Origin of the sequence: Photorhabdus heterorhabditis (assembly GCF_001280945.1) — a bacterium.
Classification (GTDB): domain Bacteria; phylum Pseudomonadota; class Gammaproteobacteria; order Enterobacterales; family Enterobacteriaceae; genus Photorhabdus; species Photorhabdus heterorhabditis.
In genome coordinates, this window is sequence record NZ_LJCS01000009.1 from 67,698 (window position 1) to 83,071 (window position 15,374).

Here is a 15,374-nt window from a genome sequence, read left to right on the forward strand (position 1 = left end):
ATCCTATTGATTAGTTCAGATAGACAACCGCGCCATCGGGAATTCTTATCGGTACTGGTACGGTCATATCTTTGCCACTGTTGTCGATGAGATGACGTTGCTTAACTGTGCCAAGCAACGCAGAAGATAGAGTTTGTGTTTTGAGAGCATTCATTAACCCACGCTCAGGTTTTTGCCATACATAAATACGCTGCTTAAAAATTACATGATAGATTTCATGATTTGGCTTCATGCCGATCTGGTCAGGTTTTAATACTATCTCATTCGGTGTCGCGTTCACGTCAGGATGATCATAAAGGTAATCATTTATCGCATTGATATACTGAACAGTTTCAGTTGCTCGCTGTGTCATAATCGTTAAGGTTTCAACAACATCCAGCTGTGAATTCTGACGATTTTCATAAAGACTTGTCAGAGTCAATACAACAAGGAAAAAGGAAAGCAGTAGATACCCCATGGCTACACCTCATTGTTCCATAACCTGAATGAGACATTGTGGTGTATTGGTTTCTACATACAGGGGTTTTTGGGCGTATTGGTAGAGACTAAATACGTCATTGAGTGCTGATTTAAAATGACCTTTAAATTGTAACGGGGCATCTATACGATAATTAATCGGGGTTTCCCATATTACCGTCCAATTAATGGAATCTGCCGCTGAGCACATTTCTTTTACTGCCCAAGCCATAATGCCGTCTTTTAATGTTGTTCCTTTTTCAATACGCCATTGTTTTTCAACTGGGGTAACGGGAGGAGGATTCTGCGTTAAATTGATTGGTTTTATAGTCGTTGTACCTTTAAATGTATTCGATGATATAGCCCTTGGCTTAGGAGCTTGCTTTGTGACTTCCATTTTTCCTGCATTTTGTGAAGCAATGACAGGTGTTTTTATGGTTACCTTGGGGGGAGTTAAGGCTGCAATAGTCGTTTTATTTTCATGTCCTTTACCAATATTTTTCATTGCCATATTTTTAGGTGATTTTGCGACACCTTCTAATCCAAGAATTTGTTGCTGCTCAGTAACGACGGTTATTTCTGGGGCCACCTTGGGAGGATTATTTAATACTTGGGTTTGACATCCAGCCAATAATAACACAGCCGCCGATCCAGCAAGAAAATAACGCTTCATGGGTATTCCTATGTCGTTGAGGATAGTGGGTTCGATTTTGTAGCTGATTGCTTAAAGCTATTTTTTAATATTTGGCTATTGATCCGTTTGTTTACCGAAGCTTGCTTTACTTTCGGAGTAGATACGGAACATTCAGATAAAAACACATTTGCAAGTATCACTGTGATCAGAAGAGATCCTTTATGTCCAGAACTACCCCAGTGATTGAAGTTTTTTCTTGAATGTCATTAATAAGAGCTTTCTATTTTGATTACTAAATTGATTAATTAAAAAATGCAAAAGTACTCGGTTTGATATTATTTTTTAGTTAATTAACTAATTTCACGGGTATGATGGCATGACTCCTGATATCGGTGATTACCTACTCAGTAACGACTATTGTAGTGACTTTTCCTTGGTTTCCGTTTTGACATGGAAAATGCCTATTGAGAAAAAAAACGCTAACATAAACGTTAGCGGCTAGATTGAAAAAAATATTTTTTAAAGAATCAGGAAACGCTATAACGGATTTCACAGCTTTCGAGAAAGCGTAAAAATGCGCATTGGCGTTCATGTACTGAAGTAATTTGCGCAATGTGCTGAATTTCAGCAAGAAGTAAAGGAGCTGCGCTAAGACATTCCACAGACTTATCTTGAAGGTTTAATAGAACTTCTTTTGAATGTTCCAATTCGTTAATAATGTGCTGTGGAACAATACAAGGCTCCCCTCCAAAACGGACAAATGCAATAGCTCCTGGAATATTAGTAATTGTTGTTGTGTGAACTTTATGGATATCAAACTGCAGAAAAAGATAATTTGGAAGCATAGGCTTCTGGGTATATCGGAAGGAATTGCAGTCCGTTCTAGGTGAGACTTTTATCAACATAGGCCGAAAAACATTAATACCTAATGCACTGACTCGCCGTGAAATTTTTTCGACATCCTGAACAGTGCAATAGAGCACATACCAGCAGTTCACTCTTTCCTCCTTAGTTTTTAGGGAAGCCGCCCCCATTTCCTATCCGCGAGGTAGGAATATATAAATAAATTTTATGGTTGCTTGAATATCAAGTAATAATACAACAATTTGCTTTATATTCAAGTTTTGCTTTCTAAGCGAACCTCACATTTTTGATTTAATCGTTATGCTAGTGAAAAAGTGAGCGAGGAAAAAATGGTACCGAAACGTTTAAAAGAAGCCCGATTGCACAGAGGGCTGAAGCAGGTAGAGTTGGCAGAACTGCTTGAATTAGATGGTGTTGATATACGAAAAATGATCTCAAATTATGAGACTGGCCGCTATACACCATCCTTTAAAATTGTGGTTGCTATTGCTAAAAAACTTAATTATCCAGAATGCTATTTCTACATTCAAGATGATATCTTTGCAAAGAAAGTATTGAGCCTTTTCTTATCAAATGTTGAAATTGAGAATCTTTACCATTTAGAAATTCAACATATAAAAGATTCAGTGTGCTCACTTTCTGATTTCTTGAAGAAAAATTTCCCTGAATCAAAATGAAGAGCGCGGCTTAATCTTCTCTTAATCAGGAAAGCCGCCGCCAACTGCGAGAAGGTATATTTAGGCTGATTATCACTCGTTTGGTGTAAACCCTTATTTTCGCTAAAGTGCTCTAAGGCATAAGGCATTGTTGTAACATGTCATAATCTTTTTATATGCGGGTTGCTTTATAGTTAATAGGATTGACAGCGATATGTACATGGAGGTTACTAGTATCATGACGAATCGCAGGCAGCATATTGATGCTCGCTTAGGTTTAATTCGCTATTTAGCTCATGCTGACGACCGTCAGAAAAAATGCTTATAAAATAAGTTTAAAATTTGGTGCTGCACTATGTTCGATATAATTGACCAGCTGGTGAAAGATAGCTTGTTTTGTGTTGGTACTACGGAGATGAATTTTCTCACTCATCTGAATCTATCTGTTTAAAGGAACGATCAGTAACCTAAAAAAATAACACCTTATCAGTAGTAGGATTAGATAATACAATAAATTAATATACCCTTTTTCTTTCAAGTTGCTGCTTTGTTGGCTGTTTTGACTTACCCCAGTCACATCGTTATCTATGCTCCTGGGGGCCGTTCACTTGCCGCCGCGCTACAACTTGAAATCTATTGGATATAGTAAGGGAATCTGACCAGTTACCTGGTCAGATTTTATTAATTTGATTTTATAATTTTCCGAATTGTGGGCGCAATTCGATAATGAACTTTACAATAACGAGGTGGCTTATTTCTCGTCAATAATATAAGTCTTTTTTATGACTCCATTTTTTAGTCACCTGTCTGATCGGTTACAAGAAATAATCGGATATAACTAATTGATAGAAAAATTAAGATATAACGGAAATGAGCAGTTTTTGTGTTCTGGTATTAAATGTAGCAATATATTCAAATAAACAATTTTTCATCATTGAGTAGTGTTCATAAAGTAATTCGTCATTTTTCCATTTTGCTAGGTTTTGGAAATATTTTAATGTATAAAAAGTTACAGCTATTCCACACTGTTCGGAATTTAAATAACCTTTAAATTTATTTTTAAGAGAAACCACATAACCATCTGGAGGAGCTACAAAAAAACCTCCATTACTTAACTCAAATATTTCCCAAAATCCGCCTAGATATCCCTCTGCGTTTTCATCCATCCACGAATAAATATAAGTGTTACCTACAACAAATAATTCTTTAAGATATTCAGAAAGAAATTTTTTTCTATCGAAGTGCCAGGTTATTTTCTTTTTGGTTACGAGTGGAATATTTTCAGTTGCGTTTTTTTTACCTACTACACATGGGTTAATTTTTACGAAATTTTGATACATTTAAAATATCTCCTTTTTCCTTTGATGACATCAATTCCAATCAATTAACAAGATTGAATAATTTATTGTTAATGAGAGGCCCAAAGGAGAACTTATGACATTTTCTATGTTTTTAACCAGAAATATCAATCTATTATAAACACAAGTGGCTAATTTTTGGCTTTTATCAAATGGGGTATTTTTTGCGCGATCTTAAAGTATACTGGTAATTCTCCCTGAAAAACGGGTGAAACGAGTCCTTCTTGAACAGATAATTGCCCTGAAATTCAAAATGAAGGTTTGGTTAGTGGGGGGAATTCCAGATTAACTATTAGATAGTATTCAGTGTATCTACTTTACGGACCAGATGGTTCCAGGCGACTACCCCCTACCCTTTGAGGGAGATCGTTTCAGGGATGAAGTTGTGTAGAAGGTGATATCCTTAAACATGAACATGGCAATCAGCTCTTTTTTGTACGATATTTTATTAGAACAAAGTAATGGATAAAAAAACAACGCTCTGTTAATAATCTGACCCGTAGATTTATTTGCAGGTTTTTTTATTCGTGGAAGGCGAGATTTTTCTTGAAAAAAGTGGATTTAACCCCAGATCCTTTTTCATATTATGTATATGATTGCAAAATTTTTCAGGGGAGGTCTTCCCTTGATTGGCTAACTTTGAATCATGGTCATCATCGCTTATCTCAAGTAGAATCGGTTATGAATGGCACCAACATGAATTCTATTAGGAGACGGAAATGTCATATAGCGACAAGCGGGATCAATATGTGCCTCATATGGCTTTGGTGCCGATGGTAATTGAACAGACTGCACGTGGGGAACGTTCGTTCGATATTTATTCACGTCTGTTAAAAGAGCGTATTATTTTTCTGACGGGTCAGGTTGAAGATCATATGGCAAACCTGGTTGTGGCCCAGATGTTGTTCCTTGAGGCAGAAAATCCGGAAAAAGATATTTTCTTATATATAAACTCACCAGGTGGTGTGATTACTGCGGGAATGTCTATTTATGACACTATGCAGTTTATTAAACCAGATGTCAGCACCATCTGTATGGGACAGGCGTGTTCAATGGGGGCATTTTTACTGACCGCTGGTGCAGAAGGAAAACGCTTCTGTTTACCAAATTCCCGGGTCATGATCCATCAACCATTAGGTGGTTTCCAAGGGCAGGCTACAGATATTGAAATTCATGCTCAGGAAATACTTAAGGTTAAAGCGCGTATGAATAGTTTGATGGCTAAGCATACGAGAAAACCTCTCGAAGAAATCGAGAAAGATACAGAACGTGATCGTTTCTTATCAGCAAGTGAAGCCGTAGAATATGGGTTGGTTGATAAGATTTTTACCCATCGCGATTAATTTATTATTCCCGGAAGCTATAATATAAATATTCGCCTTACCATTATCATTTGGTAAGGCAATGTTGTTCTCGGGGTAATAGCAGAAGTTTCCTGCTTTGCCAGACGAATCTGGGGTAGCAGTTGATAAAGTGAGGTTGTGACTGATGACAGATAAGCGCAAAGACGGTTCAGGAAAGCTGCTGTATTGCTCTTTCTGCGGGAAAAGCCAACATGAAGTGCGAAAATTGATTGCTGGCCCGTCAGTGTATATCTGCGATGAATGTGTGGATTTATGTAACGACATCATTCGCGAAGAAATTAAAGAACTTGTACCACATCGTGAGCGTAGTGCATTACCAACTCCTCATGAAATCCGTCAACATCTGGATGATTATGTGATCGGCCAGGAAACGGCGAAAAAGGTGCTGGCAGTTGCTGTTTATAACCATTACAAGCGGTTGCGTAATGGTGATATGAGTAACGGTGTTGAATTAGGTAAAAGTAATATTCTGCTCATTGGACCGACAGGGAGTGGTAAGACGCTGTTGGCTGAAACGCTGGCCCGTTATCTCGATGTCCCTTTTACTATGGCGGATGCGACTACTCTGACTGAAGCGGGATATGTGGGTGAAGACGTAGAAAACATTATTCAGAAATTACTGCAAAAATGTGACTACGATGTGCAAAAAGCCCAGCGCGGTATTGTTTACATCGATGAAATTGACAAAATTTCACGTAAATCTGATAACCCATCGATTACCCGAGATGTTTCTGGTGAAGGTGTACAACAAGCACTATTAAAACTGATTGAAGGTACAATTGCAGCAGTTCCGCCTCAGGGGGGACGTAAACATCCTCAGCAGGAGTTTTTACAGGTAGATACCTCTAAAATCTTATTCATTTGTGGTGGGGCGTTTGCTGGCCTGGATAAAGTAATTGGTCAGCGTCTAAATACCAGTACCGGTATTGGTTTTGGTGCGAAGGTGCAAGGTGAGTCAGAAAAAGCGACTGAAGGTGAACTTCTTGCCCAGGCTGAACCAGAAGATCTGATCAAATTTGGGCTGATTCCTGAATTTATTGGGCGGTTACCTGTTGTTGCTACACTCAGCGAACTGAGTGAAGAAGCGTTGATTCAGATTCTGAAAGAACCTAAAAATGCGTTGACTAAGCAGTATCAGGCGTTGTTTAACCTTGAAGGTGTCGATCTGGAATTCAGAACTGAAGCCCTGACCGCTATTGCTAAGAAAGCAATGGTTCGTAAGACAGGTGCTCGTGGCTTGCGTTCTATTGTTGAAGGTGCATTGCTGGACACTATGTATGATCTGCCATCGATGGAACATGTTGGAAAAGTTGTTGTAGACGAATCTGTTGTCAATGGTCAATCTGCACCATTACTGATTTACAGCAAACCGGATGCTCAGGTTTCTGGTGAGTGATTGAGATCAGGACAGGGAATTCATTAAACTGGGTATTATTGAATAAAATGAGGGGGTTACCCTCATTTTGTTTTTATTGGCGTACTGTACCATTGAATGTCAAATTCCTGTCCCCATATATTTTATATTCTATGATGTGAAACTCGTGAGAACCGTGTTTCACGAGATTCCCTAAAAACTGGCGAAAGCTAAACGAAGAGAGAGCTCTATGAATCCTGAGCGTTCCGAACGCATAGAAATCCCTGTATTGCCTTTGCGCGATGTGGTGGTTTACCCACATATGGTGATCCCACTGTTTGTAGGGCGTGAAAAATCTATTCACTGCCTGGAAGCAGCAATGGATCATGACAAACAGATCATGTTAGTTGCGCAAAAAGAAGCTTCAACTGATGAGCCAGGGGTTAATGACCTTTTCTCCGTTGGTACAGTAGCTTCTATTTTACAGATGTTAAAACTGCCTGATGGTACTGTAAAAGTACTCGTTGAAGGGTTGAAACGTGCTCGTATCACGACTCTGGCTGATAATGGTGAACATTTTTCTGCTCAGGCTGAGTATCTTGATTCACCGATCGTTGATGAGCGTGAGCAGGAAGTTTTGATAAGGACAGCTATTAATCAGTTTGAAGGTTACATTAAGCTAAATAAGAAAATTCCACCAGAGGTTCTGACCTCGTTACACAGTATTGAAGATGCAGCTAAACTAGCTGATACAATTGCTGCGCATATGCCACTGAAACTCAATGATAAACAGACTGTTCTGGAAATGTCTGATGTCGTTGAGCGCCTTGAATATCTGATGGCAATGATGGAATCAGAAATTGATCTGTTACAGGTAGAAAAACGAATCCGTAACCGCGTGAAGAAACAAATGGAAAAAAGCCAGCGCGAGTACTACCTGAATGAGCAAATGAAAGCAATTCAGAAAGAATTGGGTGAAATGGATGATGCGCCTGATGAGTATGAAACTCTCAAGCGCAAAATTGAAGCGGCAAAAATGCCAAAGGAAGCCCGTGAAAAAGCGGAAGCTGAATTGCAAAAGCTGAAAATGATGTCGCCTATGTCAGCGGAAGCAACTGTTGTCCGTAGTTACATCGATTGGATGGTACAGGTTCCGTGGGTTACTCGCAGTAAGGTTAAAAAAGATCTAGTTAACGCCCAGGAAACTTTGGATACCGACCATTATGGTCTGGAGCGTGTTAAAGAGCGTATTCTTGAGTATCTAGCAGTACAAAGCAGAATCAGCAAAATTAAAGGGCCAATTTTATGTTTAGTTGGCCCTCCTGGGGTAGGTAAAACCTCTTTAGGCCAGTCTATTGCGCGAGCGACTGGGCGGAAATATGTGCGTATGGCACTGGGTGGGGTCCGTGATGAAGCTGAAATCCGTGGTCACCGCCGTACCTATATTGGATCTATGCCGGGCAAATTGATTCAAAAAATGTCCAAAGTTGGGGTGAAAAACCCACTGTTCTTGCTGGATGAAATTGACAAAATGTCATCTGATATGCGTGGTGATCCAGCTTCTGCTTTACTGGAAGTTTTGGACCCGGAACAGAATGTGGCATTTAATGACCATTATTTGGAAGTTGATTACGATCTGTCAGATGTCATGTTTGTTGCAACATCCAACTCCATGAATATTCCTGCACCATTATTGGATCGTATGGAGATTATTCGTCTGTCCGGTTATACCGAAGATGAAAAACTGAATATTGCCAAACGTCATTTGCTGCCTAAGCAGATTGAGCGTAATGCTCTGAAAAAACATGAATTAACTATTGATGACAGTGCCATCATTGGCATTATCCGTTATTACACCCGTGAGGCTGGGGTGCGTAGCTTAGAGCGAGAAATTTCTAAGCTGTGCCGTAAGACGGTGAAGACATTGCTAATGGATAAGAGTTTGAAACACATTGAGATCAGTGCAGATAACCTAAAAGATTATCTGGGTGTTCAACGTGTAGACTATGGCCGTGCAGATACAGAAAACCGCATTGGTCAGGTTACAGGACTTGCATGGACTGAGGTCGGTGGTGATTTACTGACAATTGAAACCGCGTGTGTTCCAGGAAAAGGTAAACTGACCTATACCGGTTCACTGGGCGAAGTCATGCAGGAATCGATTCAGGCAGCATTAACCGTTGTTCGGGCCCGTGCTGATAAGTTGGGTATCAACTCTGATTTCTATGAGAAACGGGATATCCATGTCCATGTTCCGGAAGGGGCGACACCTAAAGATGGTCCAAGTGCAGGTATCGCTATGTGTACAGCATTGGTTTCCTGTCTGACAGGCAATCCAGTTCGTGCTGATGTTGCTATGACAGGTGAAATTACACTTCGTGGTTTGGTTCTGCCGATTGGTGGTTTGAAAGAGAAACTATTGGCTGCTCATCGAGGTGGGATTAAAACGGTCTTAATTCCAGAAGAGAATAAACGCGATCTGGAAGAGATTCCACAGAATATTATTGCAGATCTACAGATCCATCCGGTTAAGCGTATTGAAGATGTTTTAACTATTACATTGCAGAACCCAGTGTTTGGTGCAGAATTGGTGTCAGTGAAGTAATATAAAATAGTGAACGATTTCAAGAGTTATGGATGAAATATAAGCTGGTAAGTTAACTCAGACTTGCCAGCTTTTTTGTATCGATGAACTGTCTGATAAATATTTGGCTGTCTTATGATTTCTTGCCAATATTGGAAAGGATTGATATAACGGCACTGCTATCGGGTTATCCGCTAGGGTTCTGATGCGATAGTAAAATACTATATGGGGATGATAAGAGTGAATAAATCACAATTGATCGACAAAATTGCTGCTGACTCTAATATTTCTAAAGCAGCTGCAGGGCGTGTAGTAGATGCATTCATTTCTTCTGTAACGGGTGCATTGAAGGATGGTGATGATGTTGCTCTGGTAGGGTTCGGTACTTTTGCTGTTCGTGAACGTTCTGCACGTACTGGTCGTAACCCTCAGACAGGTAAAGAGCTCAAAATTGCTGCGGCTAGAGTACCTGCTTTCCGTCCAGGTAAGAGTTTGAAAGATGCTGTTAACGGTAACACAAACTAAATATTGTTTGTCAGTGCTTGTTATATCGGCAAACTAAACTGACGAGACAGATTTGGTAAGTTAGAATAGAAGCGCATCAATTGATTGGTGTGCTTTTTTTCTCTTAGCGCTTGAATTAGCGTAATATGGTAGTTTCAATTTCACCAAAGCGGAGTTTTGCCTCTTTATGATGGACAACCTACGCACGGCGGCAAACAGTCCTGTGCTTAAAATCGTGCTGGCTCTCATTATTTTGTCTTTTGTACTGACTGGTGTTGGGGGCTATCTGACAAGTGGAACTGGTAGTTATGCTGCCGAAGTGAATGGCCAGACTATCAGTCGTGCTCAATTAGAGCAGGCATTTCAGCAAGAGAGAAACATGTTGCAAGAACAACTAGGAGATCAATTCTCTGTGTTGGCGAGTAATGAACAAAGCATGAAGCAGATTCGTAGTCAGGCTTTAGAACGCCTGGTTAATAATGCGTTGATTGATCAATATTCCCGTGAGTTGGGTTTGTCTGCTAGCGATGAGCAGGTTAAGGATTCCATCCGAAATACCCCTTATTTTCAGACAAACGGTAAATTTGATAACAACAAATATTTGGAACTGCTCAATCGTTTGAATTTTAGTCCGGATGTTTTTGCTGAACAAACACGCCAGAATTTAATTAATCAGCAATTAATTATGGCTTTTTCTGATAGTGAAGTCGTACTGCCTGGTGAAGTAAAACTCAATGCTGAGCTGCTTCTGCAACAACGAACCGTTCGTTTGGTGACATTGGAGCTAAAGAAAATTCAGGCTCAGCAAGAAGTAACAGATAAAGAATTACAAGATTACTACAATCTGAAAAAGGACGGTTTTATTGCTCCTGAAGAAGTGAAAGTCAGCTATATCAAAATGGATGCCGCAGATGAAATAGATAAAGTTTCTGTCACATCAGTTGATATTGATACTTACTATGAGCATAACCTGAAGCGCTATACTCAGCCAGAACAGAAAAAGTATAGCCTGATTCAGCTTGCAACTGAAGCTGAAGCCAAAGTAGTGCTTGATGAGCTGAATAAAGGTGCTGATTTTGGCAAATTGGCGGCTAAAAAATCCACAGATAAGTTTTCAGCAAAAAATAATGGTGAGATTGGCTGGATGGAAGAGGATTCTCTTCCTGAAGAGATGAAAAAAGCTAATTTGAAAGAGAAGGGCCAAATTTCTTCCGTTATTAAGGTTCCTAATGGCTTCGCCATTTTCCATTTGGATGATGTTAAGCCTCAAATAACCAAACCTTTGTCTGAAGTTCGCTCTGAAATTGAGAAAACGGTTAAGCAGGAAAAAGCGGTAGATGCTTTCTATGCTCTACAACAGAAAGTTAGTGATGCGGCTACTAACGATAATGAATCCTTAGTTGCTGCTGAGGAGGTTTCAGGTACTAAGGTTGTGACAACGGGATGGTTTGATCGTAACAATGTGCCAGCAGAGATTAACTTTGGTTCTGTTATTCATGAAATTTTTGAAGGTAATCTTGTTGATGGACAAGGACCAACAGGTGTTAACTCTGATGTGATCTCCGTTGAAGGTGATCGTGCCTTTGTTCTGCGTGTAGATAACTACAAACCGGAAATAGTGCAACCATTTGAGAAAGTTAAAGAACAGGTTACCGAACTAGTTAAGCGTCAGAAAGCTGAAAAACAGCTTCAAGTTGAAAGTGAGAGATTGTTAGCCGCTTTAAAAGAAGGCAAAGGTGAACAAGTCTTGAAAGATGCTGGTATTAAGTTTGGTGAGTCTCAGGTTATTCAACGTACACCTCAGAATAATGCATTGGTTGATGCAGTATTTGCTTTACCACAGCCAAAAGAAGATAAAGCCGAGTATGGTTTAGTGAAAAATAGTCTGGATGACATTGTTCTGATTCAATTGGATAAAGTTACTTCAGGTGTTATATCGGAAGAGCAAATTAAAGGTATGACTGATAGTTACCAGAATGAGATAGGTAACGCTATGCTGGAGTCTTTACTGATTAACCTGCGTGAAAAGGCTAAAATTAAGTTAGGTCATATCGAATAAAGTTTGCGGGGAATATCGCAAATATCTTTGTAATTATCTTGCTAATCAAGGCCGCTTTCGCGGCCTTTCGCATATCTGATACTTGCTCATTGTGCTTAAATTTATCTGTGGCAATCTTCTCGGCGTCAAATAAAACATGGAGGGATTGATATGAAAAAATCGGGAGTTTTATCTATTTTACTTGCTAGCTTGCTTTATGTGTGTGGGGGACAATTTGCAATTGCTGCCGAGCAAGTAAAAGACAAAGTAGCTAAAACAGCCAATACTACCAATAATTCTTCATCAGAAAAGCAGTTACAGCGTCAAGACACTTTGAAAGTAGAAGAAAAGGGGGTGGTAAATATTAATACTGCAAGTGCAGAGGAGTTAGCAAAAGCACTGAGTGGTATTGGGGTAAAAAAAGCACAGGGAATTGTTGAATATCGTGAAAAACATGGTGCGTTTACTACAGTGGAACAATTACAGGAGGTTCAGGGAATAGGGCCGGTTTTCATTGAGCGGAACCGAAGTAAGTTGAGTTACTAGCGTATCATCCAGCATCCTCATTCATAACTTGTTTTGTGATTGAGGATGTTGTGAAGTAGATCACATATAAATTACTTTAATTAATGTCAATTTTTTGTTTTGCTATTGTTAAATCAATCTGGTCAGATGAGTGACTTTAACATTAAAGGCAATATTATGAGTTCAATTATAAAAGTTCATGGCTATCATATAGATTTATTTCAACATGTGAACAATGCTCGCTATCTGGAGTTTATGGAAAGTGCCCGCTGGGAATGGTTGCACAAATATTCTATAGTGGAATGGATACAGAAAAATGATGTTGGGTTCGCGGTGGTTAACATTAATATTAATTATCGTAGTTCAGCAGTTCTTGGTGATGAATTAGAGGTGGATTGCCGATTAACGGAGTTGAGAAATAGAAGTGGTGTGTTTTCTCAGCAGATAATACGTAGAAAGGATAATCAACCTATTGCAGATGCGAAAACTACGTTTGTTTGGATTGATAGACAAACGCAGAAAGCGTTGTCTATTGAAGGTGAACTACGTGAAATAATGAAAGCTTTGGTGAAAACAGGACAATGAGAGCAAAAGGCTCCCATTGCCATTTGCATTAGGCTAAATGTGTTTTTGCTTTCATTTCAGTCATTATTTTTTCAGGCGCATCCAGATATTGTTCTAGCCCGTTAGCTCTGAGATGGCAAGCAGCACATGTACCACAACCATTACCTTGAACGCCATTGTAACAAGTTAGTGTCTGGCTACGAACAAAGTCTAAATGCTGATAGTAGTCAGACAACGCCCAAGTTTCAGCTTTGTTGAGCCACATCAATGGGGTTTCAAAACGGATATCACGGGCAATGCCAAGGTTTACAGCTTTATTCAGGGCTTTGACAAATTCATCACGGCAATCAGGATAGCCGGAGAAATCAGTCTCGCATACGCCAGTAATGACTGCCTCAGCTTCAACTTGATAAGCATATATAGCAGCTAGAGTCAGGAATAAGATATTGCGACCAGGAACGAATGTGTTGGGTATGGTACTTTTTTCACTTTCATTATAGTCAGGAACAGGGATGTTATCACGAGTCAGACTGCTAAGAGCGAGTTCGTTAAGCAATGTGACATCCAGAACTTTATGCGCAACAACATTAAGAGAATGGCTGATATAACGTGCGACATCGATTTCAGCACGGTGGCGCTGACCATAATCAAAAGTGACACAGTGTACTTCGTCATATTGATTAATCGCCTGAATAAGGCATGTGGTGGAGTCTTGTCCACCACTGAATACAACAACAGCTCGTCTCATTGTAACATCCTCATTGAAATAAAACGGTTATGTTACTTATAACTACAGAGATTGGGTAGTTGCTTGAGGTAAAGTGAAATATCACCAATATTGCTTTTTACCCAATCTGGGTTGTAATAAGTGTCAAGATAGCGTTCACCACTGTCACACAGCAAAGTTACTATCGATCCCTGTTCTCCACGTTCATGCATTTGTTTAGCGAGAAAGAGGGCTCCCCAGATATTGGTCCCTGTAGATGCACCCACTTTTCTGCCTAGTAGTTTTTCTAGCCAATAAATTGTTGCAATGCTGGCACAATCGGGTACTTGTATCATGTCATCAATAACTGAGGGAATAAAAGAAGGTTCTGCCCGAGGACGGCCAATACCCTCAATCTTGCTGCTACAATTGCTAAGAGTGTCACAACAATTTTGACGGTAACAGTCATAAAATACAGAATTTTCCGGATCAACAACGATCAACTTGGTGTTGTGCCCTTGGTAACGGATATAGCGTCCTAAAGTAGCAGAAGTACCGCCAGTGCCAGCACTCATAACGATGTAATTTGGTTCAGGAAATGGTTCCATTTGCATCTGACGGAAAATACTTTCAGCAATATTGTTATTACCTCGCCAGTCTGTTGCACGCTCGGCATAAGTAAATTGATCCATATAATGACCATTAAGCTCTTTTGCTAGTCGCTCTGATTCAGCATAAATTTGTGCTGAATGGTCGACAAAATGGCATTTTCCTCCATAAAACTCAATTTCCTGAATTTTACGTTTCGCAGTATATGACGGCATAACAGCAATAAAAGGTAATCCAAGCAGACGGGCAAAATAGGCTTCTGATACAGCAGTACTACCAGATGAGGACTCGATAATTGGAGTACCTTCCTTGATCCAACCATTGCTGAGTGCATAAAGGAATAAGGAACGGGCAAGCCTGTGTTTCAGGCTACCGGTTGGGTGAGTACTTTCATCTTTTAGGTATAAATGGATACCAGGAAAAGCCAGTAAATTAAGGCGGATAAGGTGAGTATCAGAACTGCGTTGATAGTCTGCCTGAATCTCTTTGATTGCTTTGGTAGTCCAGTTGTGTGACATAAATTACTAACTCTTGATTAGAATATAATTGATGATGAGTAGATTAACTTTATACTGGGAGAAATGGATTATTATTTTTCTTAATATGTGGTTTCTTTATGGAAAAATTTTCTATAAGAGGTGGATATGTTAGACAAAACAGACCGCAAATTGCTTAAGTTATTACAGAAAGATTGCAGCTTGTCACTGAATGCATTGGCGGAAGCAGTTAATCTTACCTCCACACCTTGCTGGAAACGGCTAAAACGGCTTGAAGATGAAGGATATATCGTTGGCAAAGTTGCTCTGCTTGACAGTGAAAAGTTAGGATTAGGATTGACAGTGATTGTGATGATAAGAACGCAGCAGCATAACAGTGGTTGGTATGAGCAATTTGTGGCATTTATAAAGCAGATGCCAGAAGTTTTAGCTTTTTACCGGATGGCTGGTGAATGTGATTATCTAATGCATGTAGAAGTTGTGGATATGAAAAGTTATGATCTGTTCTATAAGCGTATGGTTAACGGTATTCCTGGATTGATTGATGTTACATCTAGCTTTGCGATGGAAAAAATAAAATATACTACTGCATTGCCGATACCAGAATAACTGATTATTATTTAGAAAATTAGTTCAATCACTCTGAATTTTGATCGATATT

General features: G+C 39.5%; 15 protein-coding genes. 9 read left to right on the forward strand and 6 right to left on the reverse strand.

Features of this window, described 5'->3' with window-relative positions; genetic code table 11:
- Window positions 1-10: 10 nt before the first annotated feature.
- The 3 genes from pilM to AM629_RS05570 all read right to left on the reverse strand — a co-directional run bounded on the left by pilM (window position 11) and on the right by AM629_RS05570 (window position 2,124).
- Entirely contained in the window at window positions 11-457 is a 447-nt protein-coding gene (gene pilM, locus AM629_RS05560) for a type IV pilus biogenesis protein PilM (protein WP_054476902.1), read from the reverse strand.
- A gap of 9 nt (window positions 458-466) precedes the next feature.
- Entirely contained in the window at window positions 467-1,129 is a 663-nt protein-coding gene (locus tag AM629_RS05565; protein WP_054476905.1) for a toxin co-regulated pilus biosynthesis Q family protein, read from the reverse strand.
- A gap of 488 nt (window positions 1,130-1,617) precedes the next feature.
- Window positions 1,618-2,124: a transcription termination/antitermination NusG family protein gene (locus tag AM629_RS05570; RefSeq protein WP_072161817.1), complete on the reverse strand. Its 507-nt coding sequence runs from the start codon at window positions 2,122-2,124 to the stop codon at window positions 1,618-1,620.
- A gap of 159 nt (window positions 2,125-2,283) precedes the next feature.
- On the opposite strand from AM629_RS05570, the gene AM629_RS05575 reads away from it, so the two are divergent.
- On the forward strand, window positions 2,284-2,631 hold the full coding sequence (locus tag AM629_RS05575; protein ID WP_072161818.1) for a helix-turn-helix transcriptional regulator: 348 nt from the start codon (window positions 2,284-2,286) through the stop codon (window positions 2,629-2,631).
- An 833-nt stretch (window positions 2,632-3,464) separates the two neighbouring features.
- Here the strand turns inward: AM629_RS05575 and AM629_RS05580 are convergent.
- Complete coding sequence (locus AM629_RS05580; RefSeq protein WP_054476909.1) at window positions 3,465-3,950, reverse strand: antirestriction protein; 486 nt, start codon at window positions 3,948-3,950, stop codon at window positions 3,465-3,467.
- Between the two features lie 737 nt (window positions 3,951-4,687).
- Between AM629_RS05580 and clpP the strand changes: the two genes are divergently transcribed.
- From clpP to AM629_RS05615, 7 genes are all read left to right on the forward strand, one after another.
- Window positions 4,688-5,311 (forward strand): ATP-dependent Clp endopeptidase proteolytic subunit ClpP, encoded by a 624-nt coding sequence (gene clpP, locus AM629_RS05585; protein WP_054476911.1) that lies wholly within the window; start codon window positions 4,688-4,690, stop codon window positions 5,309-5,311.
- A gap of 145 nt (window positions 5,312-5,456) precedes the next feature.
- Entirely contained in the window at window positions 5,457-6,728 is a 1,272-nt protein-coding gene (gene clpX, locus AM629_RS05590; protein WP_054476913.1) for an ATP-dependent protease ATP-binding subunit ClpX, read from the forward strand.
- 208 nt (window positions 6,729-6,936) lie between these two features.
- Window positions 6,937-9,291, forward strand: a complete 2,355-nt coding sequence (gene lon / locus AM629_RS05595) for an endopeptidase La (protein ID WP_054476915.1) — start codon at window positions 6,937-6,939, stop codon at window positions 9,289-9,291.
- Between the two features lie 219 nt (window positions 9,292-9,510).
- On the forward strand, window positions 9,511-9,795 hold the full coding sequence (gene hupB / locus AM629_RS05600; RefSeq protein WP_083451878.1) for a nucleoid-associated protein HU-beta: 285 nt from the start codon (window positions 9,511-9,513) through the stop codon (window positions 9,793-9,795).
- 166 nt (window positions 9,796-9,961) lie between these two features.
- Complete coding sequence (ppiD, locus tag AM629_RS05605; RefSeq protein ID WP_054476920.1) at window positions 9,962-11,833, forward strand: peptidylprolyl isomerase; 1,872 nt, start codon at window positions 9,962-9,964, stop codon at window positions 11,831-11,833.
- 150 nt (window positions 11,834-11,983) lie between these two features.
- Window positions 11,984-12,358: a ComEA family DNA-binding protein gene (locus tag AM629_RS05610; RefSeq protein WP_054476922.1), complete on the forward strand. Its 375-nt coding sequence runs from the start codon at window positions 11,984-11,986 to the stop codon at window positions 12,356-12,358.
- Window positions 12,359-12,514: 156 nt separating this feature from the next.
- On the forward strand, window positions 12,515-12,922 hold the full coding sequence (locus tag AM629_RS05615; protein ID WP_054476924.1) for an acyl-CoA thioesterase: 408 nt from the start codon (window positions 12,515-12,517) through the stop codon (window positions 12,920-12,922).
- Window positions 12,923-12,950: 28 nt separating this feature from the next.
- Here AM629_RS05615 and queC read toward each other — a convergent pair whose 3' ends face one another.
- Together queC and AM629_RS05625 are read right to left on the reverse strand one after the other, a co-directional pair.
- The gene (queC, locus tag AM629_RS05620; RefSeq protein ID WP_054476927.1) at window positions 12,951-13,649 is read right to left on the reverse strand and encodes a 7-cyano-7-deazaguanine synthase QueC; all 699 of its coding nucleotides are present in this window, start codon (window positions 13,647-13,649) and stop codon (window positions 12,951-12,953) included.
- A gap of 32 nt (window positions 13,650-13,681) precedes the next feature.
- A complete protein-coding gene (locus tag AM629_RS05625; protein WP_054476929.1) occupies window positions 13,682-14,734 on the reverse strand; it encodes a PLP-dependent cysteine synthase family protein in 1,053 nt (350 codons plus the stop codon).
- A 126-nt stretch (window positions 14,735-14,860) separates the two neighbouring features.
- Here AM629_RS05625 and AM629_RS05630 point away from each other — a divergent pair, with 126 nt between their 5' ends.
- Window positions 14,861-15,322 (forward strand): Lrp/AsnC family transcriptional regulator, encoded by a 462-nt coding sequence (locus AM629_RS05630; protein ID WP_054476931.1) that lies wholly within the window; start codon window positions 14,861-14,863, stop codon window positions 15,320-15,322.
- Window positions 15,323-15,374 lie beyond the last annotated feature (52 nt).

Coding starts and splice junctions, on each gene's coding strand:
- pilM (WP_054476902.1), bottom strand. CDS start 457: ATGGGGTATCTACTGCTTTCCTTTTTCCTTGTTGTATTGACTCTGACA.
- AM629_RS05565 (WP_054476905.1), bottom strand. CDS start 1,129: ATGAAGCGTTATTTTCTTGCTGGATCGGCGGCTGTGTTATTATTGGCT.
- AM629_RS05570 (WP_072161817.1), bottom strand. CDS start 2,124: ATGGGGGCGGCTTCCCTAAAAACTAAGGAGGAAAGAGTGAACTGCTGG.
- AM629_RS05575 (WP_072161818.1), top strand. CDS start 2,284: ATGGTACCGAAACGTTTAAAAGAAGCCCGATTGCACAGAGGGCTGAAG.
- AM629_RS05580 (WP_054476909.1), bottom strand. CDS start 3,950: ATGTATCAAAATTTCGTAAAAATTAACCCATGTGTAGTAGGTAAAAAA.
- clpP (WP_054476911.1), top strand. CDS start 4,688: ATGTCATATAGCGACAAGCGGGATCAATATGTGCCTCATATGGCTTTG.
- clpX (WP_054476913.1), top strand. CDS start 5,457: ATGACAGATAAGCGCAAAGACGGTTCAGGAAAGCTGCTGTATTGCTCT.
- lon (WP_054476915.1), top strand. CDS start 6,937: ATGAATCCTGAGCGTTCCGAACGCATAGAAATCCCTGTATTGCCTTTG.
- ppiD (WP_054476920.1), top strand. CDS start 9,962: ATGATGGACAACCTACGCACGGCGGCAAACAGTCCTGTGCTTAAAATC.
- AM629_RS05610 (WP_054476922.1), top strand. CDS start 11,984: ATGAAAAAATCGGGAGTTTTATCTATTTTACTTGCTAGCTTGCTTTAT.
- AM629_RS05615 (WP_054476924.1), top strand. CDS start 12,515: ATGAGTTCAATTATAAAAGTTCATGGCTATCATATAGATTTATTTCAA.
- queC (WP_054476927.1), bottom strand. CDS start 13,649: ATGAGACGAGCTGTTGTTGTATTCAGTGGTGGACAAGACTCCACCACA.
- AM629_RS05625 (WP_054476929.1), bottom strand. CDS start 14,734: ATGTCACACAACTGGACTACCAAAGCAATCAAAGAGATTCAGGCAGAC.
- AM629_RS05630 (WP_054476931.1), top strand. CDS start 14,861: ATGTTAGACAAAACAGACCGCAAATTGCTTAAGTTATTACAGAAAGAT.